This window comes from Exiguobacterium sp. Leaf187 (assembly GCF_001423925.1).
Lineage (GTDB): Bacteria > Bacillota > Bacilli > Exiguobacteriales > Exiguobacteriaceae > Exiguobacterium_A > Exiguobacterium_A indicum.
Window position 1 is genome coordinate 30,241 of the sequence record NZ_LMPR01000012.1, and the last position, 23,163, is coordinate 53,403.

The following is a 23,163-nucleotide window of genomic DNA, read 5'->3' on the forward strand; positions in this document are numbered from 1 at the left end:
ATCCTCCTCATAATGTCGTGCGGACCGACCACAGTTCCGGGAAGAACCGGTGGTCGAGCACACGCCGTAGATAACTGACACCAGACGAACCGCCCGTTCCTGGTTTTTGTCCGATGATCCGTTCGACGGTACTCATATGGTTAAAGCGCCACATCTGTTGCTGGCTTCCGATATCGAGTAGTTTTTCACCGAGTTCATACAGATCCCAGTATTGCTCGACATCTCGATAGACGCTTGCCCAAGCGGCCTCGACACTTGCATTCGGCGTCCAGTCTTGCGTGACATCACGCTCAAGGACGGACTCGTCGATCGGTAGTCCATGACGCGCCATCGCGCGAATCGTTTCATCGTAGATGCTTGGTGTCTTCAGATCTTCCAGCAACATTGGATAGAGTGTTTCGTCATGCGCATACACTTTTAGCATCTGCTCATTCTTGAAGCCGAGCACGAATTCGATTTGACGGTTTTGATACGATTGGAAACCGGATGAGTGACCAAGCGCGTCACGGAATTCCAGATATTCGGCAGGGGTCAAGGTCGACAAGACATTCCACGACTGAATCAACTGGTGCTGAATCTTTGAGATACGTGCGAGCATCTTAAACGATGATTCGAGATCATCGTTTGCGACCGCTTGCGTCGCTGCTCGCATCTCATGCAGGATCAGCTTCATCCAGAGTTCGCTCGTTTGATGAATGATGATGAACAGCATCTCGTCATGATGCCCCGATAAGCGATGTTGACTCGTAAGCAATGGATCTAGTTGCAAATAATCCCCGTAGGACATATCTTTCTTAAAATCCGTTTGAATCGATGCTTCAATAGACGTAGGATCTGTCTTTGTCATTCCCATTCATCTCCTTTATCATGTTAATTCAGTTTTCGTTTTTCAGCGGTCTATGGTTGTTCCGGATGCGCCCGTTTCCAGAAGAAATAGGCGATCGATAAGAACACTAACCACGGCACACCAAACTTCAAGACGATTTGAAAATCTGTGAACCATGTCGTTAGTACGAGTGCGAATAACAACAATGCACCGAGGGCAGTCAAATACGGATAGCCCATCATCTGGACCGGTAACGTCCGTCCACCTTCACGTTCCCAGGCTTTACGGAAGTACAGGTGGGAGATGAAAATCATGAACCATGTGAAAATCGCCCCGAACATCGAAATTCCCATCATGAATGGATAAGAAACGCTCGATTGACTGCTGATAATCCCCGCGAGAAAAATCCCGAGTGTCGATAAGGCGAGTGCGAAGAGCGGTACACCTTTTCGATTCAAACGACCAAATACTTTTGGCGCATACGTTGCCTTCGATAAGGAATACATCATCCGTGTCGAAGCATACAGCTGACTGTTCATCGCAGACAGTGCCGCCGTCAGGATGATGAAGTTCATGATGCCGCCTGCATACGGAATCGATAGCATCTCCATTACTTTGACGAACGGACTTTGATTGACACCACCTGCTTGTTGCCACGGGACGATCATCAACATCAAAGCAATCGTGATGACATAAAACGTCGAGAGACGGAATACTGTCGCTTTTAATGCTTTCGGTACGGCGACATCTGGATCCTTCGCTTCACCAGCGGTTACGGCAATCAATTCCGTTCCGAGGAAGCTGAACAGGGAGATGAAAATCGCGATCCAGAGACCTGAGAAACCGAACGGCATGAAGCCACCGTCATTTGTGAAGTTTTGTGGACCAATCTCAGGACTTGGACTACCGATGACCAAGTAGGCACCGAGCAGAATGAATAGCAAGATGGCACTGATTTTAATGACGGAGAACCAGTATTCGAAGGTCGCGAACGTATTGACTGTCGTGGCATTGATGTAAATCAACGCGGCAGCGAATACGAGAATCCAGACGACCCCGGGAACGTCCGGGAACCAGTATTTCATATAGATGGCAATTGCACTGACTTCGACACCAATCGCGAGAACGTTTGCAATCCAGTATGAATAGCGGACGAGAAAACCCGCATATGGACTAATGTATCGTTCGGCAATCGTACCGAACGAGCCAGATGTTGGATGAGCGACCGTCATTTCAGCCAGACAGCCCATTAAAAGTAGGACGATGAAGGCGCCGACTGCGTAACTGATTAAAACGCTCGGTCCGGCAAGCCCGATCGCAAGTCCACTTCCGAGGAAAAGACCGGTTCCGATCGCACAGCCCATCGCAATCATCGTGAGTTGGCGTGTCTTGAGTTCACGCCGTAGTTCAGTAGGTTGTTCCATGGTGTACTCCTTAAGCAACGACTTCGCGTTCATTCGCGAAACGTTCGTATTCTTTATCTTTCATGATTCGTTTGAGTGTCGCGACGACGTCATAGACATCGGTAAACGTATTATAGAGCGCGACGGGTGCTAGACGGACGATGTTTGGCGCCCGAAAATCGGGAATGATCCGATTTTCCTTGAGTGCTTTACAGATCCGTGCTGCTTCCGGGTGCTCGAGGCTGAGATGCGCCCCGCGGCGTTTATCGTCGATTGGATTTCCGATGACGAAACCGTACGGTGTGAGTTCCTGCTCGACGAGTTCCATCATGTACTGCGTCAACGCGAGTGATTTTGTCCGAACGGCTTCGATACCGACTTCGTCAAACATCTCTAATGCACCGATTTGTGGAGCGAGACTTAAGACGTGTGGTGTCCCGATTTGGAAAGCACCGGCATGCGCCGCCGGTGTCATCGTATGATCCATATCGAACTGCTTATCCTTCCGTGAACCGAACCAGCCTGTCAGACCAGGCAACGTTCCGAAATGACGTTCGTGGACGAATAATCCACCAACCGTTCCAGGACCACCGTTCAAGTGTTTGTAATTACACCAGTAGGCAAAGTCGACACCCCAGTCATGGAACGCGTGGGGAACGGCTCCGACGGAATGACAACCATCAAAACCAATCAGGATGCCGCGGTCGTGTGCCGCCTTCGTCAAACGCTCCATATCGAGAATTTGTCCACTTCGGTAAAGTACTGTCGGCAAGACGATCAACGCGATATCATCTGTCATCGCGGCGATGATATCGTCTTCTTCTAAAAAGCGACCGTCCCGACTCGGTACTTGGATGAGATGTGTCTCCGGATCCAGACCACGTAAGCGAAGTTGGCTTTGGAGGGCATAGATATCCGACGGGAACGTCAGCGCATCCGCTAAAATCTTATCTCGTCCTTCTGTTGGTTGGAAGAATGTCGCGACGAGTTGATGGAGATTGACGGTCGTCGAACCAGTGACCATGACTTCTTCAGCTTGTGCGCCGACGAGCGGAGCGTTGAGAGCAGCGAGACGTTCTGATAATTCAAACCAAGGATGACGTCCTTTCATCCAGCCATCGATTCCGAGTTCTTTCCAGTCTGATAGCGACTCGAGCAACGTCTTCTCGGCACGCTTCGATAATAAGCCGAGCGAGTTTCCGTCCATATAGATACTACCCGGTTGCAGATAAAACTCATCACGATAGGCGGCGAGTGTATCTTGCTCATCCCGAGCAACAGCATCGGTCCGTTTTGCTTGCAGTGTCATAGTCATCCTCCTCAAATGAATGCTCAATCAATTTTGACAAAAGCGTAGCAAACAAATTGACATTGTGTCAATATTGTCGAATAGAGAAAACAAAAGGAGTGAAGGACATGTCATCTTCTCAACCAGAAAAAATCGATAAACGTCATCTGCGCACGGTGCGGACACGCGAGAAACTGTTGAGTGCGGCACGTGACGTCTTCTTAGAACAAGGGTTTCAAACGGCAACGATTTCACAAATCATTAAACAAGCTGGCGTCGGCTACGGAACAGCCTATGTCCATTTTGAAGGGAAAGATGAGTTGCTCGTCGTCCTGATGGAAGATGTCATGAGCCGCTTCCACGCGATCGCGGAACGAACATTCGAACCGACGACGCCGCTAGAGGCAAAGGAACGCATCGTGACGCAAGCGACGGATTTCTTACGTCTCGCGGAAGAAGAACGAGCGATGTTACGGGTTGTCGAGCAAGCAATCGGCGTCTCCTATATCGTCCGTGCGAAATGGAAAGCGATTCGGGAACGGTTCATTGATCGGATCAGTCAGGATATCCAGTATGCGCAGGAGACAGGACTTGCGCGGCAGGATGTCGACTCGAAACTCGTCGCCCGTGGTTGGTTCTTTGCGAATGAGATGTATTTATTCGAAGTCGTCCGCGAAGAGACGACAGCGACGATCGAAGAGATTGCGCACGTCTTAGCGACGATTTATACGCAAGGGCTCTACCGGATCGAGGATTGATGAACGGACGGGAAGGGAACGTTTCGAAGTAGAAGGGAGCGTGACCGGGATGCCGTTTGATTACGATCTCGATTTCAAGACGACGGATTTTCGTAAGGAGCCGGAAAAGTACCGGGTTGGACGCGGGGAGCAAGGGGTCTTACTCGTCGAACCTTACAAAAGTGAGATTTTGCCGCATTGGCGTTTTAAGACGCCGGACATCGCGAAGGAATCGTCTGAGAAAATTTATGAGATGTATTTAGCTTATAAAGAAGACGGAGACTTCGTCGGCATGGATATGGCGCGGAAGTTCATTCAGATGGGACATACGCGCGCACGACGTTACGCGAACTACAAGGGTGGGCGTAAATATAAAGATAAAGAGACCAAAGAATTACACGCGCGCGAGATTGACGAAGAAAAAGCAAAATCTGCGGCCATCTTCCAAGAAAAATGGGATTTGATCCGGGCGGATGAAGAGTATTTGGCATTAAAACGGGAACATCAAAAACAATACGGTTAAACGGAAGTCATGCTTTCTCTCAATGGAGGAATGGAGTGGAGACGGTGCGAACAGGATCGAAAATTATCGTCGGAATCGTCATTGTTTGCGTACTGGCTTTAGTTTGGTGGCTCGCATCACCTCTTTTTTTGAATGAATCAGTCGATGAAGGACTGCCGCCAGGTTCTTCAACAGTGGAACAAAAGGAGGAGGAAAACAACTCCGAAACGTCACAACCTTCTCCTGAAGAAACGGAAGCTGAATTATCAGGCCAATTCATGGACGGTGAAAAAAATTACAAAACATCAGGGAACATCAAGACGCTAACTGTAGACGATACGTTGTATCTACGTTTTGAAGATTTTCAAACGACGAATGGTCCGGATTTGTTTGTGTACTTGATCGAGCCCGGTGAAGATACAGCAGACGGCATTCGTCTCGGCACCTTAAAAGGAAATCAAGGAAATCAGAACTATATGATTCCAAAAGACGTCGATTTGACGAAACATAGCCGTGTCGTCATTTGGTGTCGTGCTTTTGATGCTGACTTTGGAACAGGTGATTTAAAAGCAATGAATGAATGAATGAATGAAAAAGCAATGCGCTTCCGAATAAAAAATCGGGAACGCATTGCTTTTTTGACGTTAAGAAGTTTGTTCGACTTTTTTAATTAAACGCGATTGACGTTTCTGCCAGATGAACGATCCGATGAACGTCACGACGAGGAAAATCAGACCGAGTGCAAACGGATAGAGAATGTTGACGTCATACAGGACACCTGCAAGCGTCGGTCCGAGTACGTTCCCGATGCTCATGTAGGCGTTGTTCATTCCCATAGCAAAGCCTTGCTCATTACCAGCGAGCTTTGAAATCATCGTATTCAAGACGGGACGTAAAATCGATGTCGCAAGGAAGATGACGAGGGTAATCGCAAAGAATCCACCGTAACTTGATGTCAATAATGACAACAGGAAACCGAGTGCTGCGATGAACAGGAATAGGTTCAAGACCTTTCCTTCTCCGAGACTACTTGACAACTTATCGACGATGAAGATTTGAGCAATTACGCTGATGATACCGGTCGACGTCACCATGATCGCGATGTCTTTCGGTGAAGCACCGAATTGGTCATCGACGAATAGACCAAGTACTGATTCGTATGCCATGAGACCGAAGCTCATGACGAGTGTAATGACGAGCGGTACGAAGTACGGTTTCTTAAACGACGTGCCGAGTTTTCGAAGCATCGACCCTTCGTCTGGTGCCATCGCTGTCGCATCGTGTTTTTCGCTTTCTTGAAGTAACAGGACGCTGAACAAGACGGCTGCCCCTGAGACGATCGCTGAGACGAGTAGTGGCAATTTTAAGTCGTATTCGGCAAGGAATCCACCAATTCCAGGACCGATGACGATTCCGAGTGACATCGCAGCTGAGACGTAACTGTTTCCTTTTGCGCGCTGATCCATCGTCGTGATGTCCGCGACGTAAGCAAAGATCGCTGGAATCAGGAGTGCGGCACCGGCACCACCGATTGCGCGCGAGATATAGAGGACCGTGACGGAATTGGAGAAGTAGAAGACGAACATCGAGAGCGTCAAGCCGATCAATCCATAGATGATCATCTTGCGACGACCGTATTGGTCCGCCCATTTTCCGGCAATCGGTGACATGACGAGTTGTGCTCCGGCAAAGATGGCGATCATTAATCCAGCCGCCGTTCCACCCTGTCCAATCGATGCTAAGTAAGCGGGTAGAATCGGAATGATGATCCCGAAGCTCCCGACCGCAATGAACATGTTGATCATGAGGACCGTTAATTTTTTTCGTTGATCCGCGTGCAAGGGGACCCCTTCTTTCGACCCGCTTTCTGTAAGCGGTTATTTGTTTCACCTTCATAATCTTAGATTCAAGCTAAATCACTTGTCAATCATGAAGGGTTTCTCTAACAGAAAAACGTTCCGATTGCGTCTCCGTTTGGGGAGAGAGACGTCATCGGAACGTTTTTATTTTTGAATTGGGGCTTGATTGGCGCGAGCAGGGGTAGCTCGCAGAATGCGCACCTCTTAAAAGTGCGTCAACTTGTCCTTTGCGGACGTTCTAGGTTTGACAGGTGGAACGATGGCAGGCCAGCCGATTTGAATGACGCCGAGAACGCGTTCGTTTTCAGAAGCGTCAACGAGTGAGGCATACTCTGGTGTGAACCAGTGTTTTCCGCTCTTCCAGCAACACCCAAGACCTCGTTCTGTTGCTACCAACTGCAGATTTTGAATCATCGCAGCCGTTGCGAGAGTATCCTCTAGTTGTTGATCCGGTGTCCCTTGTACCTGACAAAGTACCGTTAAATAAACTGGGACTTCCCGTAATTTTTGTTCAGCCTGTTGACGTTGTTCAGACGTTTTCGTCTCGAATTGACCACGCGCCGTTAGTAACTCCATTAAGGCATCGACATACCGTGTTTGTCCGTCTTCGATTGCGAGAACAAAGCGCCAAGGCTCTCGTAATTTATGATTCGGAGCATAAATCGCTGTATCGAGTAATGCTTCTACCAATTCGACCGGAACCGGTTGTTCCGTATAGGATCGGATCGAGCGGCGTGTTTCAATCACTTGTTGGGCATGCATCCGTTTCATCTCCTCACTGAGTACTTTTTCACTATAAATGATAACGATTATCATTGTCAACGTTATTTATCAGAAAACAAAAAGACGATTCCCAAGAGGAAATCATCTTTCGTTTTCGTATTTAAGAGGCTTTTCGTTCCTCGTCTTGATCTTGAGCAACGGTCGTTAGCTTCTTTTTCATGAGGCGAATCCGATATAGGGCAAATAGATAATGAGCGAAATAAATCGTAAAACCAAGGAAAATCGTTAACGCTACATGAATTTGAACGCCAGGAACAGCATGAAGCTGAATGAAGAGTAAGACAGCCATTGCCATCGTATAAAGTACCATTTCCACCGATTGTGGCATGACGCGTTGACGTTTTAAGAAAAAGGAACGCATGAGTGGCAGGACGACGAGACTGACGAGACGATCAACCAGTCCGATGACGAGCACGCTGATCACCATCGCTAAACCATTTTCAAAAGCGATTAACCGTGGGAAGACAAGATAAGTGACGAGTAATAGTGGTCCAACTAATAAAAAGATTGAAATCGAGGCACGTGCAAATACGAAGAGCCCGTTGACACTTGTTAAAAAGGCACGAACGATCTTTTGTGACCAAGGGGATGGTCGACCAACTTGCCAAGCAAAACAACAAGCAAAGATGAACGCATAAAATTGCAGAAAGGCAACCATAAAGCATCTCCTTTAGATATGAAACTCATTGTCCATAGTGTATCGATTTTAAGGCTGAAGTGCAAAGAAGAACTTTTCGTAAAGTATAAGAAAAGACCAGCTGATAGGACATCAACTGGTCTGTCGTCAATCAATCTAGATTCGGTTCTTTTTTTCCGTGCAAGAAGAAGGACAGAATCAGTGCAAGCGCAGACAAGACGGTCGCAATCCAGAACGCATCGGTGATCCCTTGGATCGTCGCTTGTTTCGTCAGCATCGTAAACCAACTCGTTGAAGCGGCTTGGGAGCTACCCAGCTGTTGACCAAGATCGTTTAAATGTTGCGAAAGCGTCGGGTCGAGCGTCGTGAACTGATTCGCATCGTCTGCCAAGTGAGCCGTCGTTTGACGGGTCATGACGGTGACGAGAATTGCCGTTCCGATGGAGCCGGCGACTTGACGAAGTGTGTTTTGGGTCGCGTTTCCGTGTGGGATCATCTTCATCGGTAAAGCGTTCATACCGGCAGTCATGATCGGCATCATGATGAATGCCATACCGAATGACCGAAGCACGTAGATGCCCATGATGGAATAATACGACGTATCCATGTTTAATTGCGTCAATTCCCATGTCCCGTACGTCATCAACGTCAAACCGAAGATAGCGAGCGGTCGAATACCGAAGCGGTCAAATAAACGACCGGCAATCGGTCCGGTGATTCCCATGATTAGTGATCCGGGCAAAAGGAGAAGACCTGAATCGACCGGTGAAAAACCGCGAATGCTTTGAAGGTAAATCGGTAAAAGCAACATCCCGCCGAACAAGGCCATCGTGACGATGACATTGATGAAGAGGGTGAACGAAAATTCCGGAACCTTTAACACACGAATATTCAACATCGGATCTTCCATCGACAGCTCACGCATTGCAAAAGCAGCAATTCCAATTAAGCCGATGACGATCGTGCTGATGACGATTGGGCTATCCCAGCCGTCATTCCCGGCTTCACTGAATCCGTAAAGGAGACTCCCGAATCCGATCGTACTAAATAAGACGCCCAGTGCGTCGAAAGAAGGTTTCGAGAGTGGCTGCGTCAGGCGGAACCAGGCTGTACCGAGTAACAACGTCACTAATCCAAAGAACGACATCGCATAAAACATGACGTGCCAGTCATAGTTTTGGATGACATATCCCGTGATCGTAGGTCCGACAGCTGGAGCCAGAATCATCGCGATTCCGAGCATTCCCATGGCAGCACCGCGCTTATGCGGTGGGAACAATGTCATGAAGACGTTTGATCCGAGTGGCATCAAGATACCAGCACCCGCAGCCTGAACGACACGACCGATCATCATGACCGGGAAGTTCATTGCCATCGAACAGATGACCGATCCGAAGAAAAACAGTGTCATCGAAGCGAGGAACAATTGACGGAACGTGTAGCTTCGCATCAAAAAGGCACTGATCGGAATCAAAATCCCGTTGACGAGCATGAAGCCCGTCGTCAACCATTGGGCAGTGGATGTCGACACGTTAAAGTCATTGATCAGAACCGGTAACGCGACATTGATCAACGTTTGGTTCAAAATAGCAATGAACATACCGATGAGTAAGACCGTCAGTACTTTCGGAATACTGACGTTTTCAGTCGATACCTGTTTAGAAGGTGCTGCGACTGGTGGTGTCACGGTCATCGTCGGTTCCGCCTCGAGGGATTCCTCAAGAGTCGGTCCGTCAGTCGCCAGTGCCATGTCGGATGGGCGACTTCGACGGGCAATCCAGTTGACGCCGATGATGATCAGAATCGTGAACGCACTGTATCCGAACAAGAAGGTAGTAGACATGAACGTCCCTCCTTAATCCTTATGAATGCGGACGGTCACATTCATACCAGGTCGAATGTCGAGTGATTTTTCTTGCGAGAGTGAGACTTTAACAGGAATGACTTGTGCGACTTTCGTGTAGTTCGCATTTCCGTTTGAAGAAGGCATCATTGAGAACGTGGAAGCCGTCGTCATACCGATTTGCTCGACTTCACCAGAAAGTGTCGTGTCCGGGTAGCTGTCGACGTAAACATCCACTGTTTGTCCGACTTTGATTTCATCGATTTCTGTTTCTTCGATGTTCGCTGTGACCCAAAGGTCGTTTAAGTCAAAACCATAGGCGAGAGGTGTACCTGCTGCGACGAAGCCGTTCTTTGTCGCCATCGACTGAACGATCGTTGCTTTTGAGGGCATTGAAACCGAGAGATCCGTCGGTTTTTGTCCAGCTTGTGCCGTCATGACGTGTCCGACTGTTGCGCCACTGGCAAGTGATTCGCCTGTTTTCGCAGACCAGTCTGTTAATTTACCAGCGCTTGGGCTCGCAACCGTTATCATCTTACCGTCGATTTTCGCGTTGTCTGTTTTGACATAGCTCGTTGCTTGATCGTAATAGTAGTATCCGACAACACCACCACCGATTAAAACGATGAGTGTCACGATATTGATGATCAATAATTTTTTCATACTCATGGGTGTGTTAGCATCCTTTCTTGTGTACAATCGATTCAAAAAAAGTACTCCTCTGGGGGGAGGAGTAATTAATATAGTTAATTATATGGAACGTTAGCTAACAAACAACCGACAATTTCCGACAAAATGTTGGAAAAATAGATGATAACGGATTCATTAATGAAAAGAGGATGAAAAAGGAGTGAAATATGGATGAATGAGAGCCGTGATCCCCGACCAAAACGGTCACGTGACCGTATTACGATGGAATTATTTCGTTTACTGAAGACGCACAGCTTCTCGAGCATTACTGTCAAAATGTTGACGGATGGAGCAGGTGTGAATCGTTCGACCTTCTACGCACACTATACGGATAAGTATGATTTGCTCGATCAAGTCGTTGAGGAGCAAATGAAAGCACTTGAACAAGCGATTCGGATCACGGGTACAGGAACTGTCTTTCCGACAGTCGAGCAGGTGAGTCGCTATTTTGCTCGTTTGTTCATTCATATCGAAGAAAATGAACTATTCTATCAGACGATGCTCGTTCAAGGACCGATCAAAACGTTCATCTCTCGTTTTCTCGATACATTGAAAGAGAATTATCGAATTGTGTTTCGACCGCAAATCACAGAAGAAGCTACGTTCGTCGATCGAGACTTATTATTGAACTATGTCATTGGTGGACAGTTAGGATTGTTGATTTCTTGGTTACGAAACGGTCGACCGTATTCATCAGAATACATGGCAGAACAATTAAGTCGGATGATCGTCTTTGGAACGGTTGAGAGTATCGGTTTTCCTAAAGAAACGGAATGAAGACGTAAAAAAAGACACTTCCCTGCGGAAGTGTCCAATCAGTTTAAGCTTGTCGGAATGCAAGTTCTTTCGTATAGATCGTACTCCGATTCCGTCCGCTTTCTTTTGAATAATACAACGCTTTATCTGCCTGTTGTAATGCTTCAAGTGACGTATGCGAACCACTGGAATGGGAAATCCCAAGTGAGATCGTAATTTGCAGATCAGGTACATCTGCTGTTGGGAACAGGTTACGTGCGACCGTCAACCGAGCTAGTTCTGCTATTTTTTGCGCTTCTTTCGCCGAAGTACTTGGTAAGATGATTAAAAATTCTTCACCACCGTACCGTCCGACGAGGTCGTCTGGACGGGTCAAGGAAGCGAGAGTCATGCCGAGTTGGCGTAACACATCATCGCCCGCATCATGACCATATGTATCATTGACATGCTTGAAGAAATCGATATCGATGAGTACAAGCGAATAGCCTTGGTCGGTCGAGCCGACAAGCGAAAGCGAGTCATCCAGGCGACGACGATTGGCGAGCCCTGTCAAAGCATCCGTCATGGCGAGTTTCTGCTGATACTGGATGTTTTCGAAGTGACGGCGTAATTCCGTCAGCAATCGAAAAGCGACAAAGCCAGCTAATAAATTAAAGAAGACGTACGCAATCGAGATTTTAAAGAATGTCGACCAGCTGTGCGTCAGGACGTAGATGGCGGGTAACGAATAGAGAATACCGACCAACACCATAAGCTGAAAATGACGCATCGAGACATGGACGAATCGACGAATGATCCCGATCGTCGTGATGAACAAGACGATGATCAACGTCGATAAATAAAATCCTTCCATTTGATCAACTGGTGTTAAAAAGTAACGTGTCCCGATGATCATTGCACCAGCAACGATGGCGCTTGGGAAACCACCGAACAGCATGGCAATCGCGACGGGAACGATACGTAAATCAACACGGGCGACATCGATTTGAATCCCATTGAACATCAATAAGACCGCAATCAAACCAGAGACTGCTCCGAGTATAAGTCGAATGCTCCATTTGGAGTTCAATGAAATACGCGGTTGATTCCGAAACGGTAAGAACAAGAGAGTAATCGTTGTAAACAGTAGACAAAAGTTAATGATGAATTGATTCATGATGGACAACAAATCCTCCCAGCTCCCCAACTAACAGATTTCCATATATATACTTCCAGTATACTCAACTAGATAACGGTTAGACAGGCATAAATGTTTAGATGAAAAATAAAAAACGGTAGAAGATCTACCGTTTTTAAGAAGATGAAGTAAGAGAATCCTCATCCATCGTCAGTAAAATTTTATCAAAGACACGAATCATCGTTTCCAGCTCTTCTTCCGTCAATGTACCGAAGCGATCTTGTAAATAGTTTTTCCGGACGATTTCGAGATCCCGAAATGCACGTTCTCCGTCATCCGTCAAAGCGAGGACGATTGAACGACGATCTTCCGTCGAGCGTGTCCGTGTGACATATCCTTGTTTATACAGCTTATCCGTCAAAGCAGTGACTTGACTCGTCGCGAGCTCAAATTGTTCCGCAAGAAGCGTCGGGCGCTGAGGACCATTTTCTGAAAGGCTTCGTAAGATGAAAAATTCACTCCGGGTCGCCGTTCCTTCAAATAGCCGGTTAAGTTCACGTCGCAGGGTACGAAGAATGACACGCATTTGTTCCTCGAGTCGATAAGTTAGCAAATCACGTTCCTGTGGCATGCAAGCAGCATCCTTTCTCTCAGTGGACTTCTACCATTTAGTGTACTAAACATATCGGATTTTTACCATCGACTACCCCAGATTCGAAAAAGGCAATTGACAATTTCGTGGCGTTTTGTGTAATATGGCGTAGTAATAACTAACTTAATTCAGTTCTCACTCAACCAGTGGGATGGAGGTTGCAGTTCTTAAGAGTACGGTTACGGATGTCGTCAAGCGACAGATGAGGTGACCTGAAAGGAAGAATTGCCGAAATCAATCATCGCTTTGAAGATGATCGATTGGGATTAGATCAAATAGGTCTAATACTGTCACAAGTCGGGTATCACCTACTTGTGGAGAGCTATCTTTCACGACGGTAGAATGAGGCGCATCCATTTTATTATGTTGCGTTCTCATCTTCCATCTGGAAGATGAGGGCGCTTTTTGTTTTTTCATTCAAAAAGTGTCCTCTCAAAAATTTATTAAAGAGAGAAGCGAACGAAATGAACAATCTAGATGTGAAACAAACAACAGATTCGACAGCAGAAGGATTAAAACGTGGATTACAAGCCCGTCATATGTCAATGATCGCCATCGGTGGAGCGATCGGAACAGGACTCTTCATTGCGTCCGGTGCTTCCGTCGCAGCAGCAGGACCAGGTGGTGCGCTCCTATCGTATGCAATCGTTGGTCTGATGGTTTACTTCCTAATGACAAGTCTTGGTGAAATGGCAGCGTACATGCCGGTCGCTGGATCCTTCTCGACATATGGAACAAAATTCGTCGATCCATCATTCGGCTTTGCACTCGGCTGGAACTACTGGTACAACTGGGCAGTCACGATCGCAGTTGAACTCGTCGCAGCACAAATCGTCATGACGTACTGGTTCCCGGATGTTCCTGGATTTTATTTCAGTGCCTTATTCCTCTTACTCATGATCGGCTTGAACTACTTCTCCGTTAAAGGATTCGGGGAAGCGGAGTATTGGTTTGCGATGATTAAAGTCGTTACCGTCATCGTCTTTTTAGTCGTCGGTGTTGCGATGATTTTCGGTGTCTTTACATCGGAGCCACCGGTTGGCTTTAAAAACTTTGCTCTTGGCGATGCACCGTTCGTCGGTGGGATTCCTGCCGTCATCGGAATCATTCTTGTTGCTGGATTCAGTTTCCAAGGAACGGAGCTCGTCGGGATTGCCGCGGGTGAGTCAGAAGACCCGAAAAAGAACGTTCCTAAAGCAGTCAAACAAGTTTTCTGGCGTATCTTACTTTTCTACGTCTTCGCGATTTTCGTCATCGGAATGCTCATTCCGTATACGAGTCCGAACTTGGTTTCGAATGACATTACGGACGTAGCGGTTAGTCCGTTTACGCTCGTCTTTGAAAAAGCAGGTCTTGCGTTCTCAGCAGCACTCATGAACGCCGTCATCTTGACGTCTGTTCTATCTGCCGGAAACTCAGGTATGTATGCTTCGACTCGGATGCTTTATACGCTTGCTCGCCAAGGAGATGCACCGAAGTTGTTTGCGAAAGTATCGAAAAACGGTGTACCGCGTAACGCTTTGCTCGCAACAGGAGCAATCGGTGCACTCTGTTTCTTGACGTCAATGTTTGGTGGACAAGTCTACTTGTGGTTACTCAATGCTTCCGGTATGACAGGATTCATCGCATGGCTCGGGATTGCAATCAGTCACTATCGTTTCCGTAAAGGATTCCTTGCACAAGGTCACTCGTTGAAAGACTTACCATATGTGGCACCAGCGTTCCCATTCGGTCCGCTGTTCGCATTCGGTCTTTGTTTCCTCGTCATCGTCGGTCAAAACTATGCCGCATTCCTCGCGGATCAAATTGATTGGGTCGGAATTGCCGCAACGTATGTTGGTATTCCATTATTCCTCGCCTTCTGGTTGGGACATAAATTCAAAAACCGGACGTCAATCGTTCGTTATGACGAGATGGACTTCCCAGAACATCCACGTCAATCGTAATCAACTAGCCACCTTCAAATGAAGGTGGCTTTTTAGATGTCGCTTCAAGTAAGATGAAAGAAAAACAGGGGGCGATCTTTATGAATTACTGGTACCACTTTAAGCGTGCCTTCTTACCGATCGCATTATTGCTTGTGACGCTTGCCTTATACCAAATGATCTATCGTTTGAATAACATCTGGTATTCGCTTGGAGGACTTCTTCTTGTCTTTGCGGCGATCTACTTCGTCATGCGTCGTCTAAAAGCGAACCCGGAGGATTGAATGAGCAGGAAAGTCGAGTCCATTCTCTGAACGAGGTAAAATAGTCATATACAGAGGAGGGGAAGATAGATGGCAAAAGCAATATTTGCAGGTGGTTGTTTCTGGTGCATGGTCAAGCCATTCCATAAATATGATGGGGTAGAGCAGGTCATTTCAGGATATACCGGTGGTCATACAGAGAACCCGACTTATAAAGAGGTCTGTTCGGAAACGACAGGTCACTTGGAGGCGGTTGAAGTCACGTACGATCCGTCCGTCATTACGTACGAAGAATTACTCGAGATTTTCTGGCGTCAAATCGATCCGACAGACGGTGGTGGTCAGTTCAACGACCGTGGTGAATCGTATCAGCCGGCTATCTTTTATGTCGATGAAGCACAGCGTGAAACGGCGGAACGTTCGAAAGCAGCGCTTGACGCATCAGGACGTTTCTCGCGTCCGGTCGCGGTAGAGATTCGTCCAGAAAAGCCGTTTTGGCCAGCAGAAGAATATCACCAAGATTATTATAAAAAGAATCCGTTCCGTTATCAGATGTATAGTGTCGGCTCAGGTCGCGCGAAATTCATCAAAGAAGCGTGGAAGGACCACGGTAAGGAAAAAGAACTGAAAGAGCGTCTGACACCAATTCAGTATAAAGTCACACAAGAGAACGGGACAGAACCCGCTTTCCGTAACGAATACTGGGATGAAGAACGTCCAGGACTGTACGTCGATATCGTTGACGGCACACCACTCTTCACATCGAAAGATAAGTTCCAGTCAAACTGTGGTTGGCCAAGCTTCGCTAAACCCATCTCAGAAGACAAGATGGAAGTCGAACTCGATACGAGTCACGGGATGACGCGGACGGAAGTGCGTTCTGCGAATGCGGATAGTCACCTCGGTCATATCTTCGATGATGGTCCGACAGAACTTGGTGGTCTTCGCTATTGTATCAACTCAGCAGCATTACGATTTATTCCGCTTGAAGAGCTTGATTCGGCAGGATATGGGGAATATAAAAAACATTTCGAGTAACACGTAAGGAGCAGTCAAACGATTTCGTTTTGACTGCTCTTTTTTTCAAATGGAAGGGAGAGAATCGAATGTTTCGACCCGTATATGAAGAGATTCGACAAATGACGATTGCGAAAGTGCTTGATTTCTACGATCACGAAATCCGTCAGCTCGATGAGCAAGCACGTCAGGAAAAGTACGACAAGATGAGCTTGAGTCCGTTTCGCTTTTTCCGTGGGAGTTCGCATCTGTTTTATTATGACGTGACGCGAATTCCCCTTGGTTTTGATACGCCTCGTGATAAACCGACGTGGATTCAGGGAGATCTTCATTTTGAGAATTTCGGTGTCCATGGCAATGCGAAGGGAGAGATCATCTACGACGTCAATGACTTTGATGAAGGATACTTAGGATCTTATCTATACGATTTGATTCGCATGGCGGTCTCCGTCCGGTTGTTCGCTGAAGAGGCAGGATACGATCCGACTCCTGCGATTCGAAATTATGTCCTGGAATACTTACACGATTTAAAAAAGTACGCTCTCGGAAAAGATCCGAGTGATGTCTGTTTTACGCGGGATAATACGAAAGGACCAATCAAGAAGTTGATCAAAAAAGCAGAAAAGAAACGTGAGGAATTAATGGGAGAGCGTACGGAACTAGTGGATGGCGTGAGACGTTTTTGTACATTACCGGATATGCAAGCGATAGATGATACGACGCGAATAGCGATTGAGTCTGCCTGGTCCTCCTATATCGAGACGATTGACGCAGAGGATCGTCGTGACGAAGCGTTCTATACAATCAAGGATATCGTGCGGAAACTAGACAGTGGAACGGCATCGATTGGTCTTGAACGCTATTACATCTTGATTGAGGGGGAGGGAGGGGAAGAAGATTTGATTCTAGAGATGAAACAAGCTCAGACTTCTGTCCCTTCGTTGTTCCTTCCCGTCTATCGTCCAGAAGCAGAAACAGTTCATCAAGGACGCCGGATCATCACGTCCCAAAAAGCGATGCAGGCACATGAGGATCCATATCTTGGCTACCTGACGATTGGGAAAAAGGAATATTATGTACGTGAGCGCTCGCCATATAAGAAAAAACTAAAAGCAAAGCATATCAAAAGTCAGGAAGACCTTGAGAACGTGTTGTGTATTCAAGGTCAAATTACCGCGAAAATCCATGCGCGGGCAGATCAGGACGCCGGGATTAAAGAAAAAATTTTGACACATCATGCGGATGTTGAAATCATCCAAGCCATTGGTGTTTCGGACACTGCTTTTTTAGAGCAAATCGAGCGTTGGTCAGAAGCCTACGTGACACGAACAAAGCTGGATTACCAAGTGTTTTTAGAGTGGATGAAGACCCGAAAAACAATTTAAAAACCTAATAAACTGAGGCTTGTTAAATGGGTGTGTAACATGTGTTACATATCCATCTTTTTTTTACAGATTTTTTTGTTTAACGAATGAAAGCGTTCAACAAAATAGAAATAGGTATAATGACCTATATCAATTTATCAGAAAACTTCGTAAATTTTTGATTAAGTTCTTACGGACGACTCGCTCCGTAGGACAAATCAAAAGAGACATAGGGGGAAGTACATCATGAGCTTGACGCGGAAAAAAGATGTTTCCGCTATGATTGCTGCAAGTAAACGAAACAGTGGACTTGCTCGAAATCTTGGCGCGATGGATTTAACGTTTTTAGGAATTGGCGCCATCATCGGAACCGGAATCTTCGTTTTGACAGGAACAGGAGCATTGACTGCAGGACCAGGACTTATCGTATCATTCATTCTATCTGCCATCGCCTGTGGTCTAGCTGCTCTTGCTTACGCTGAATTCGCATCAACGATTCCGGTCAGTGGATCCGTCTATACGTACACGTATGCGACGATGGGTGAGATCTTCGCTTGGATCATCGGTTGGAACTTGATCCTCGAATATGGACTCGCCTCGAGTGCCGTTGCAGCCGGATGGTCTGGATACTTCCAGTCCTTACTTGCAGGATTCAACATCCATGTGCCAACAGCCTTATCAGCAGCTCCTGGAGCAGTCGAAGGAGCCAAGACATACTTCAACCTTCCAGCATTCTTAATCCTCTTTGCCATTACGGCATTGTTGTCGATGGGAATCAAGGAAACGAAACGTGTCAACAACATCATGGTCGTCATCAAGGTCGCAGTCGTCATTCTCTTCATCGTTGTTGGTGTTGGCTACGTTGAGCCATCGAACTGGACACCGTTCACACCATTTGGTTGGGGAGGCGTCTTCTCGGGTGCCGCAATCGTCTTCTTCGCGTACATCGGCTTTGATGCCGTCACATCAGCAGCTGAAGAAGTCCGCGATCCGCAAAAAAACTTGCCACGCGGGATCATCGGTTCACTCGCTGTTTGTACAGTCCTTTACGTCATCGTCGCAGCCATCATGACGGGTATCGTACCGTACCAACAATTTGCCGGTGTCGATCATCCAGTCTCACTTGCAATTCAAATGGCCGGTCAAAGCTGGGTAGCTGGATTCATCGATCTCGGTGCGATCCTCGGGATCACAACAGTCATTCTCGTCATGACTTACGGAATGGTGCGTCTTGCATTCGCCATCTCGCGTGACGGAATGTTCCCGAAAGTGTTCTCTGAAGTGCATCCGAAGTACCAAACACCATTCAAGGCGACTTGGATGATCGGACTGGGTAGCTCACTCGTTGCTGGATTCGTTCCACTCGATGTCATCGCAAACCTCGTCAACATGGGTACACTCGCAGCATTCGTCTTGATCTCTGTCGCTGTCTTGATTCTTCGTAAGACACAGCCCGATCTCCCACGTGCGTTCAAATGTCCAGGTATGCCATATGTGCCAATCGCAGCAATCGCTGCATGTCTTTTCTTGATGTTCAACTTGAAACTCGAGACATGGATTGCTTTTGGAATCTGGCTTGCTATCGGTTTAGTTCTTTACTTCACATTTGCACGTAAGAGTTCGAATTTACAACCAGGCAACATGCCGGCAGCGGAACTCGCTGCTTCGAAAGAAGAACAGTAACACATAAGAAGACCCGGTCGCCTGAAGGCGATCGGGTCTTTTGATGTTATGAAAGTGGAACAGGTCCTTTGACGCGGACCGCATCAAATTCACGACGAATACTTTCATTGGCTTTGGCTTCATCTTCTGCTGACCAGCCGAGTTCGCTACGCATCAAGGCGAGAACACCATCTGCGTACTGTTCAGCGTGAGGGAAATCAAAGAAGACGGCCGAGGCACGACGGTTTAAAAAGTCGCCGGGTTGCATGACGAGTTCAGCTTCTAATCCATATAGAAGGGCGCCGAACCAGTGTAGCGGTAATTGATAACGAGCTGCCTCGTCGCCACGTGTCCGAATCAACTCGTAGACACGTTCGACATTCGTACCGTAACGTTGGATGAGCCATGTCGCCTCATTCGGTGACAATCCGAGGGCTTCTCCTTTTGGTTGTTGTTCCTTCAAGTAGCGGGCAAATCCTTTACTTCCTTGTGGATGACCACCACCAAGCAAGATATCGTGCGTACGGGAAGCGAGGTAAATCCGATTTTCTTCTTTCTTGAATTGGTCTGCGACCATATCGATGATTCGTTCTGCCATCTTCCGGTACCCGGTCAACTTCCCACCAGCGATTGACATCAGCCCGGATTTCGAGACGAAGATTTCATCTTTTCGGGACAGTTCACTCGGATCCTTTCCATCTTCATGAATGAGTGGACGTAGTCCGGACCATGTCGATTCGACGTGTTCAGGTCGTAACTCGACATTGAACATTTGATTCGTCGCCTCTAGGATATAATCCTGATCCTCCACGGTGACACCCGGCTCAAGAATATCTCCTTTATAGTTCGTGTCGGTCGTTCCGACGTAGGTTTTCCCTTCGCGTGGAATCGCAAAGATCATCCGCCCATCTGGAACGTCGAAATAAACGGCCTGTTGTAGTGGGAAATGCGCTTGATCGATGACGAGATGAATGCCTTTCGTCAGGTGGAGTGATTTCCCAGCTTTCGAACCATCTTTTTCTCGTAGTTCGTCGACCCACGGACCAGTTGCATTGATGATTTTCTTTGCCCGAATCGTATACGTTTTGTCACTTAAGACGTCACGGACTTCGACACCAACAACTTTTCCGTTGTGGTAGACGAGCGATTCAGCCTTCGTATAGTTGACGGCACGTCCACCGTAACCAACGGCTGCCTTTAAGACTTCGACTGTCAATCGGGCATCATCCGTTTTATATTCGACATAACGACCACCACCGACTAAGTGTTCCGAACGTAATAGTGGCTCGTAACGTAATGTTTCTTCTTTGCTGAGCATCGTCCGGCGTTCATTGCGTTTGACGCCTGCGAGCTGGTCATAGACGCGTAAGCCAATCGATGTCGAGAAGCTGCCGAACGTCCCGCCTTCGACGAGTGGAAGCATCATCCACTCCGGCGTCGTCACGTGTGGGGCGTTCTCATACACGATGGCACGTTCTTTTCCGACTTCGGCAACAAGTTTGATTTCGAACTGCTTCAGATAACGCAATCCACCATGGACGAGTTTCGTCGATCGGCTCGATGTCCCTTCGGCGAAGTCCTGCATCTCAATCAATCCTGTCCGCATGCCTCGACTTTGTGCGTCAAGCAAAATACCGGCTCCCGTGATACCGCCCCCGATGACGAGCACGTCTAAAAGTTCTTGTCCCATCTCTTCTAACCAAGCTGTCCGTTCCGTACTTGAAAACATCTTGTCTTCCCCCTGTTCGTCTGAATGGATAGTTAGTCTACTTCTATCCATGTACCCGATTTTGCACTCTTTTGAGCACGATCAATGATTTTCATGACGAGTTCAGCCTGTTTCGGAGAAACAGGTGGTGTTGTTCGCTGTCGAATGGCTGGGGCGAGATCTGTATAATAATCCCCAAATTGCCCGGAGACAAAAGGAAAGTCTTCAAGGGGACCGTTTGCTTCAGCCAATTGATACGTCGCTCGTTTCGTATCGACTTCATCGACGAAATAGCTAGCCTTTGTCCCGTGTACCATTAGCGAAGGACCAACAGCCGGAACGATGGAACCGATGTGCAAAATAGCGCGTCGCGTGCCGAATGCTAAAATCAAATGTGTATAGTCATCAACGATCCCACCTTGCCGTTGGATCGTTTGATCACAAAAGACGCGATCTGGTACTGCATTGAAGGCGACGAGTGCTTGATCGATCAAGTGTGATCCAAGATCGTACAAGAGACCAGCACCGGGTACGTCCTGTTCGCGCCAACGATCCTCAACGTCTGGACGATAGCGATCATAATGCGCTTCGAACGTTTGGAGCGTGCCGAGACGTCCGGATTCGAGTAAGGTCATCAGCGTTCGAAAGTCCTTCGTATACCGACGATTATGATAAACTGTCAGTAACCGATCGTGTACACGTGCTAGTTCCGTCAACGTTTCGGCTTCTTCAAACGTGACAGTGAATGGTTTCTCGACGAGTACATCACAGCCCGATAGCAAAGCGAGGCGCGCAAGTGGATAATGTCGTTCATTTGCTGTCGCGATGACGACTAAATCGATTTGTTCTTTAGCGAGCAGGGCTTCAAGTGTCGAATAAACAGGTAGCGTCGCGTCATAAGCAGCGACTGCTTCCGGACGACTCGACTGAACAGCGACTAACTGATAATCAGGTGCGTGTAAATAAGGAGCATGTAAATGTTCACCGGCAATACCAAAACCAACTAAAGCGGTACGAATCATGGAAAACACATCCTTTTCAAGTTCATACCCTCAATCTACCATAAGGAGGAATACAAGATGATTACGGAACAACACATCATCGAAAAGATGCGTCAAGCGATGCAACGCATTGAGCAAACGACAGGAGCCGCGCAGAAAGAGCAGATTGCATCAATGAAAACGTACTGTGAACTATTACTTGAATCTGAGGCGACATCAAGTTCAACGATATCGCTACCTACGTCAACACCTCAGGCAACACCAACAGTCGATCCGATGTTAGCGCGTTTCATGGGTGTTTCGCAGGAGAAAGAAGAAAAAGGCACTTCATTGCTCGATTTTTGAATGAAATGACGCGATTCAGGGAATAACCATCACAGTTGAAATGAGAAGGGGAGATACGTCATGAAAACAGTAATCGTCATCGGAGCAGGGCCAGGAAACGGATATGAAATCAGTAAACGATTCGGAAAAGAAGGCTTTCAAGTCGTTTGTGCGGCGCGGACGCAAGAAACACTCGCAGCCGTCATCACGGAACTAAAAGAAGCGGGCGTGGAAGCGGTTGGAGTGGAATGTGATGCTTCTCGAAAAGCCGATATCGCATCACTCATCGAATGGACAGAGGAGCAATACGGACAAGTCGATGTCTTAGTCTACAATGCTTCGATTTTACATCAAGCGTCTGTCCTCGAAGTTTCGGCAGAACAGATTATGAAAGAGTTCGAAATCGACGTACTCGGTGCACTGCATGCCGCACAACTCGTTGCTCCGTCGATGCAGGAACGAAAAGACGGCGTTATCCTGATTACTGGAGGCGGCGCTGCGATGCAAGCGATCAAATCGTTACCAGGGCTTTCAATCGGGAAGGCAGGCGTTCGCCAAGTGACGCATATGTTACATGATACGTTGAAGGAAGACGGTGTCTACGTCGGAACTGTCACGATTGCCGGGGAAGTGAAGCGTGGAACGGCACTTGATCCGAAAAATGTAGCGGAAGCGTTCTATCAACTTTATACTAACCGAAATGAAGTTGAAACGGTTCTTTCAGCAGACTAACGAATAAACAAGATAGCGTATGCGGGTTCGGGCTTTGACCGAATCCGTATTTTCATGGAAAGGAGCGAAACAGA

At 47.4% G+C, this 23,163-nt stretch carries 23 protein-coding genes and 1 riboswitch; of the genes, 11 read left to right on the top strand and 12 right to left on the bottom strand.

What is annotated here, in order from left to right:
- Positions 1-7: 7 nt before the first annotated feature.
- The 3 genes from kynA to kynU are packed head-to-tail and all read right to left on the bottom strand — an operon-like array spanning position 8 to position 3,538.
- Positions 8-847, bottom strand: coding sequence for a tryptophan 2,3-dioxygenase (gene kynA, locus ASF99_RS15470; protein ID WP_055969867.1), 840 nt, complete (start codon positions 845-847; stop codon positions 8-10).
- 50 nt (positions 848-897) lie between these two features.
- Positions 898-2,250 carry an amino acid permease gene (locus ASF99_RS15475; protein ID WP_055969869.1) on the bottom strand — a complete coding sequence of 451 codons (1,353 nt, stop codon included), beginning with the start codon at positions 2,248-2,250 and terminating at the stop codon, positions 898-900.
- A gap of 10 nt (positions 2,251-2,260) precedes the next feature.
- Positions 2,261-3,538, bottom strand: coding sequence for a kynureninase (gene kynU / locus ASF99_RS15480; RefSeq protein WP_055969872.1), 1,278 nt, complete (start codon positions 3,536-3,538; stop codon positions 2,261-2,263).
- A 107-nt stretch (positions 3,539-3,645) separates the two neighbouring features.
- Between kynU and ASF99_RS15485 the strand changes: the two genes are divergently transcribed.
- From ASF99_RS15485 to ASF99_RS15495, 3 genes are read left to right on the top strand one after another with little or no spacing between them, the layout of a single operon-like run.
- On the top strand, positions 3,646-4,275 hold the full coding sequence (locus ASF99_RS15485) for a TetR/AcrR family transcriptional regulator (RefSeq protein ID WP_055969875.1): 630 nt from the start codon (positions 3,646-3,648) through the stop codon (positions 4,273-4,275).
- A 49-nt stretch (positions 4,276-4,324) separates the two neighbouring features.
- Positions 4,325-4,777 carry a DUF4385 domain-containing protein gene (locus ASF99_RS15490; RefSeq protein WP_055969879.1) on the top strand — a complete coding sequence of 151 codons (453 nt, stop codon included), beginning with the start codon at positions 4,325-4,327 and terminating at the stop codon, positions 4,775-4,777.
- Between the two features lie 35 nt (positions 4,778-4,812).
- A complete protein-coding gene (locus tag ASF99_RS15495) occupies positions 4,813-5,340 on the top strand; it encodes a DM13 domain-containing protein (protein WP_055969882.1) in 528 nt (175 codons plus the stop codon).
- Positions 5,341-5,400: 60 nt separating this feature from the next.
- Here the strand turns inward: ASF99_RS15495 and ASF99_RS15500 are convergent, their stop codons facing one another.
- The 5 genes from ASF99_RS15500 to ASF99_RS15520 all read right to left on the bottom strand — a co-directional run bounded on the left by ASF99_RS15500 (position 5,401) and on the right by ASF99_RS15520 (position 10,547).
- Positions 5,401-6,597, bottom strand: coding sequence for an MFS transporter (locus tag ASF99_RS15500; protein ID WP_055969885.1), 1,197 nt, complete (start codon positions 6,595-6,597; stop codon positions 5,401-5,403).
- A 222-nt stretch (positions 6,598-6,819) separates the two neighbouring features.
- A complete protein-coding gene (locus ASF99_RS15505) occupies positions 6,820-7,377 on the bottom strand; it encodes a nitroreductase family protein (RefSeq protein WP_023466727.1) in 558 nt (185 codons plus the stop codon).
- A gap of 121 nt (positions 7,378-7,498) precedes the next feature.
- The gene (locus ASF99_RS15510) at positions 7,499-8,056 is read right to left on the bottom strand and encodes a hypothetical protein (protein WP_023466728.1); all 558 of its coding nucleotides are present in this window, start codon (positions 8,054-8,056) and stop codon (positions 7,499-7,501) included.
- 130 nt (positions 8,057-8,186) lie between these two features.
- Positions 8,187-9,878, bottom strand: a complete 1,692-nt coding sequence (locus ASF99_RS15515) for a DHA2 family efflux MFS transporter permease subunit (RefSeq protein ID WP_055969888.1) — start codon at positions 9,876-9,878, stop codon at positions 8,187-8,189.
- Positions 9,879-9,890: 12 nt separating this feature from the next.
- Positions 9,891-10,547, bottom strand: a complete 657-nt coding sequence (locus tag ASF99_RS15520) for an HlyD family secretion protein (protein ID WP_035399222.1) — start codon at positions 10,545-10,547, stop codon at positions 9,891-9,893.
- 192 nt (positions 10,548-10,739) lie between these two features.
- Between ASF99_RS15520 and ASF99_RS15525 the strand changes: the two genes are divergently transcribed.
- The gene (locus tag ASF99_RS15525; protein ID WP_055969891.1) at positions 10,740-11,345 is read left to right on the top strand and encodes a TetR/AcrR family transcriptional regulator; all 606 of its coding nucleotides are present in this window, start codon (positions 10,740-10,742) and stop codon (positions 11,343-11,345) included.
- Between the two features lie 43 nt (positions 11,346-11,388).
- Here ASF99_RS15525 and ASF99_RS15530 read toward each other — a convergent pair whose 3' ends face one another.
- Positions 11,389-12,480, bottom strand: a complete 1,092-nt coding sequence (locus tag ASF99_RS15530) for a diguanylate cyclase (RefSeq protein ID WP_235515959.1) — start codon at positions 12,478-12,480, stop codon at positions 11,389-11,391.
- Positions 12,481-12,616: 136 nt separating this feature from the next.
- Positions 12,617-13,072 (bottom strand): MarR family winged helix-turn-helix transcriptional regulator, encoded by a 456-nt coding sequence (locus tag ASF99_RS15535; RefSeq protein ID WP_050677326.1) that lies wholly within the window; start codon positions 13,070-13,072, stop codon positions 12,617-12,619.
- Positions 13,073-13,237: 165 nt separating this feature from the next.
- Positions 13,238-13,426, top strand: a riboswitch (Lysine riboswitch).
- Positions 13,427-13,557: 131 nt separating this feature from the next.
- On the opposite strand from ASF99_RS15535, the gene ASF99_RS15540 reads away from it, so the two are divergent.
- The 5 genes from ASF99_RS15540 to ASF99_RS15560 all read left to right on the top strand — a co-directional run bounded on the left by ASF99_RS15540 (position 13,558) and on the right by ASF99_RS15560 (position 19,345).
- A complete protein-coding gene (locus ASF99_RS15540) occupies positions 13,558-15,039 on the top strand; it encodes an amino acid permease (RefSeq protein ID WP_055969897.1) in 1,482 nt (493 codons plus the stop codon).
- An 80-nt stretch (positions 15,040-15,119) separates the two neighbouring features.
- A complete protein-coding gene (locus ASF99_RS15545; RefSeq protein ID WP_035399267.1) occupies positions 15,120-15,302 on the top strand; it encodes a hypothetical protein in 183 nt (60 codons plus the stop codon).
- A 69-nt stretch (positions 15,303-15,371) separates the two neighbouring features.
- Complete coding sequence (gene msrA / locus ASF99_RS15550) at positions 15,372-16,319, top strand: peptide-methionine (S)-S-oxide reductase MsrA (RefSeq protein WP_055969900.1); 948 nt, start codon at positions 15,372-15,374, stop codon at positions 16,317-16,319.
- 68 nt (positions 16,320-16,387) lie between these two features.
- Complete coding sequence (locus tag ASF99_RS15555) at positions 16,388-17,683, top strand: DUF2252 domain-containing protein (RefSeq protein ID WP_055969903.1); 1,296 nt, start codon at positions 16,388-16,390, stop codon at positions 17,681-17,683.
- Between the two features lie 225 nt (positions 17,684-17,908).
- Positions 17,909-19,345 carry an amino acid permease gene (locus ASF99_RS15560; RefSeq protein ID WP_055969905.1) on the top strand — a complete coding sequence of 479 codons (1,437 nt, stop codon included), beginning with the start codon at positions 17,909-17,911 and terminating at the stop codon, positions 19,343-19,345.
- 46 nt (positions 19,346-19,391) lie between these two features.
- On the opposite strand, the gene ASF99_RS15565 is transcribed toward ASF99_RS15560, so the two are convergent.
- Together ASF99_RS15565 and ASF99_RS15570 are read right to left on the bottom strand one after the other, a co-directional pair.
- Positions 19,392-21,053 (bottom strand): glycerol-3-phosphate dehydrogenase/oxidase, encoded by a 1,662-nt coding sequence (locus tag ASF99_RS15565; protein WP_023466743.1) that lies wholly within the window; start codon positions 21,051-21,053, stop codon positions 19,392-19,394.
- Positions 21,054-21,085: 32 nt separating this feature from the next.
- Positions 21,086-22,054, bottom strand: a complete 969-nt coding sequence (locus ASF99_RS15570; RefSeq protein WP_023466744.1) for a Gfo/Idh/MocA family oxidoreductase — start codon at positions 22,052-22,054, stop codon at positions 21,086-21,088.
- Positions 22,055-22,111: 57 nt separating this feature from the next.
- On the opposite strand from ASF99_RS15570, the gene ASF99_RS15575 reads away from it, so the two are divergent.
- Positions 22,112-22,378, top strand: coding sequence for a DUF5327 family protein (locus tag ASF99_RS15575; protein ID WP_023466745.1), 267 nt, complete (start codon positions 22,112-22,114; stop codon positions 22,376-22,378).
- A 60-nt stretch (positions 22,379-22,438) separates the two neighbouring features.
- Complete coding sequence (locus tag ASF99_RS15580) at positions 22,439-23,089, top strand: SDR family NAD(P)-dependent oxidoreductase (RefSeq protein ID WP_055969908.1); 651 nt, start codon at positions 22,439-22,441, stop codon at positions 23,087-23,089.
- The last annotated feature ends 74 nt before the right edge of the window (positions 23,090-23,163 follow it).

Excerpts from the sequence above, each read along its gene's own strand:
- kynA (WP_055969867.1), bottom strand. The coding sequence starts at position 847 with ATGACAAAGACAGATCCTACGTCTATTGAAGCATCGATTCAAACGGAT.
- ASF99_RS15475 (WP_055969869.1), bottom strand. The coding sequence starts at position 2,250 with ATGGAACAACCTACTGAACTACGGCGTGAACTCAAGACACGCCAACTC.
- kynU (WP_055969872.1), bottom strand. The coding sequence starts at position 3,538 with ATGACACTGCAAGCAAAACGGACCGATGCTGTTGCTCGGGATGAGCAA.
- ASF99_RS15485 (WP_055969875.1), top strand. The coding sequence starts at position 3,646 with ATGTCATCTTCTCAACCAGAAAAAATCGATAAACGTCATCTGCGCACG.
- ASF99_RS15490 (WP_055969879.1), top strand. The coding sequence starts at position 4,325 with ATGCCGTTTGATTACGATCTCGATTTCAAGACGACGGATTTTCGTAAG.
- ASF99_RS15505 (WP_023466727.1), bottom strand. The coding sequence starts at position 7,377 with ATGCATGCCCAACAAGTGATTGAAACACGCCGCTCGATCCGATCCTAT.
- ASF99_RS15510 (WP_023466728.1), bottom strand. The coding sequence starts at position 8,056 with ATGGTTGCCTTTCTGCAATTTTATGCGTTCATCTTTGCTTGTTGTTTT.
- ASF99_RS15515 (WP_055969888.1), bottom strand. The coding sequence starts at position 9,878 with ATGTCTACTACCTTCTTGTTCGGATACAGTGCGTTCACGATTCTGATC.
- ASF99_RS15520 (WP_035399222.1), bottom strand. The coding sequence starts at position 10,547 with ATGAGTATGAAAAAATTATTGATCATCAATATCGTGACACTCATCGTT.
- ASF99_RS15525 (WP_055969891.1), top strand. The coding sequence starts at position 10,740 with ATGAATGAGAGCCGTGATCCCCGACCAAAACGGTCACGTGACCGTATT.
- ASF99_RS15530 (WP_235515959.1), bottom strand. The coding sequence starts at position 12,480 with ATGAATCAATTCATCATTAACTTTTGTCTACTGTTTACAACGATTACT.
- ASF99_RS15535 (WP_050677326.1), bottom strand. The coding sequence starts at position 13,072 with ATGCCACAGGAACGTGATTTGCTAACTTATCGACTCGAGGAACAAATG.
- ASF99_RS15540 (WP_055969897.1), top strand. The coding sequence starts at position 13,558 with ATGAACAATCTAGATGTGAAACAAACAACAGATTCGACAGCAGAAGGA.
- ASF99_RS15545 (WP_035399267.1), top strand. The coding sequence starts at position 15,120 with ATGAATTACTGGTACCACTTTAAGCGTGCCTTCTTACCGATCGCATTA.
- msrA (WP_055969900.1), top strand. The coding sequence starts at position 15,372 with ATGGCAAAAGCAATATTTGCAGGTGGTTGTTTCTGGTGCATGGTCAAG.
- ASF99_RS15555 (WP_055969903.1), top strand. The coding sequence starts at position 16,388 with ATGTTTCGACCCGTATATGAAGAGATTCGACAAATGACGATTGCGAAA.
- ASF99_RS15560 (WP_055969905.1), top strand. The coding sequence starts at position 17,909 with ATGAGCTTGACGCGGAAAAAAGATGTTTCCGCTATGATTGCTGCAAGT.
- ASF99_RS15565 (WP_023466743.1), bottom strand. The coding sequence starts at position 21,053 with ATGTTTTCAAGTACGGAACGGACAGCTTGGTTAGAAGAGATGGGACAA.
- ASF99_RS15570 (WP_023466744.1), bottom strand. The coding sequence starts at position 22,054 with ATGATTCGTACCGCTTTAGTTGGTTTTGGTATTGCCGGTGAACATTTA.
- ASF99_RS15575 (WP_023466745.1), top strand. The coding sequence starts at position 22,112 with ATGATTACGGAACAACACATCATCGAAAAGATGCGTCAAGCGATGCAA.
- ASF99_RS15580 (WP_055969908.1), top strand. The coding sequence starts at position 22,439 with ATGAAAACAGTAATCGTCATCGGAGCAGGGCCAGGAAACGGATATGAA.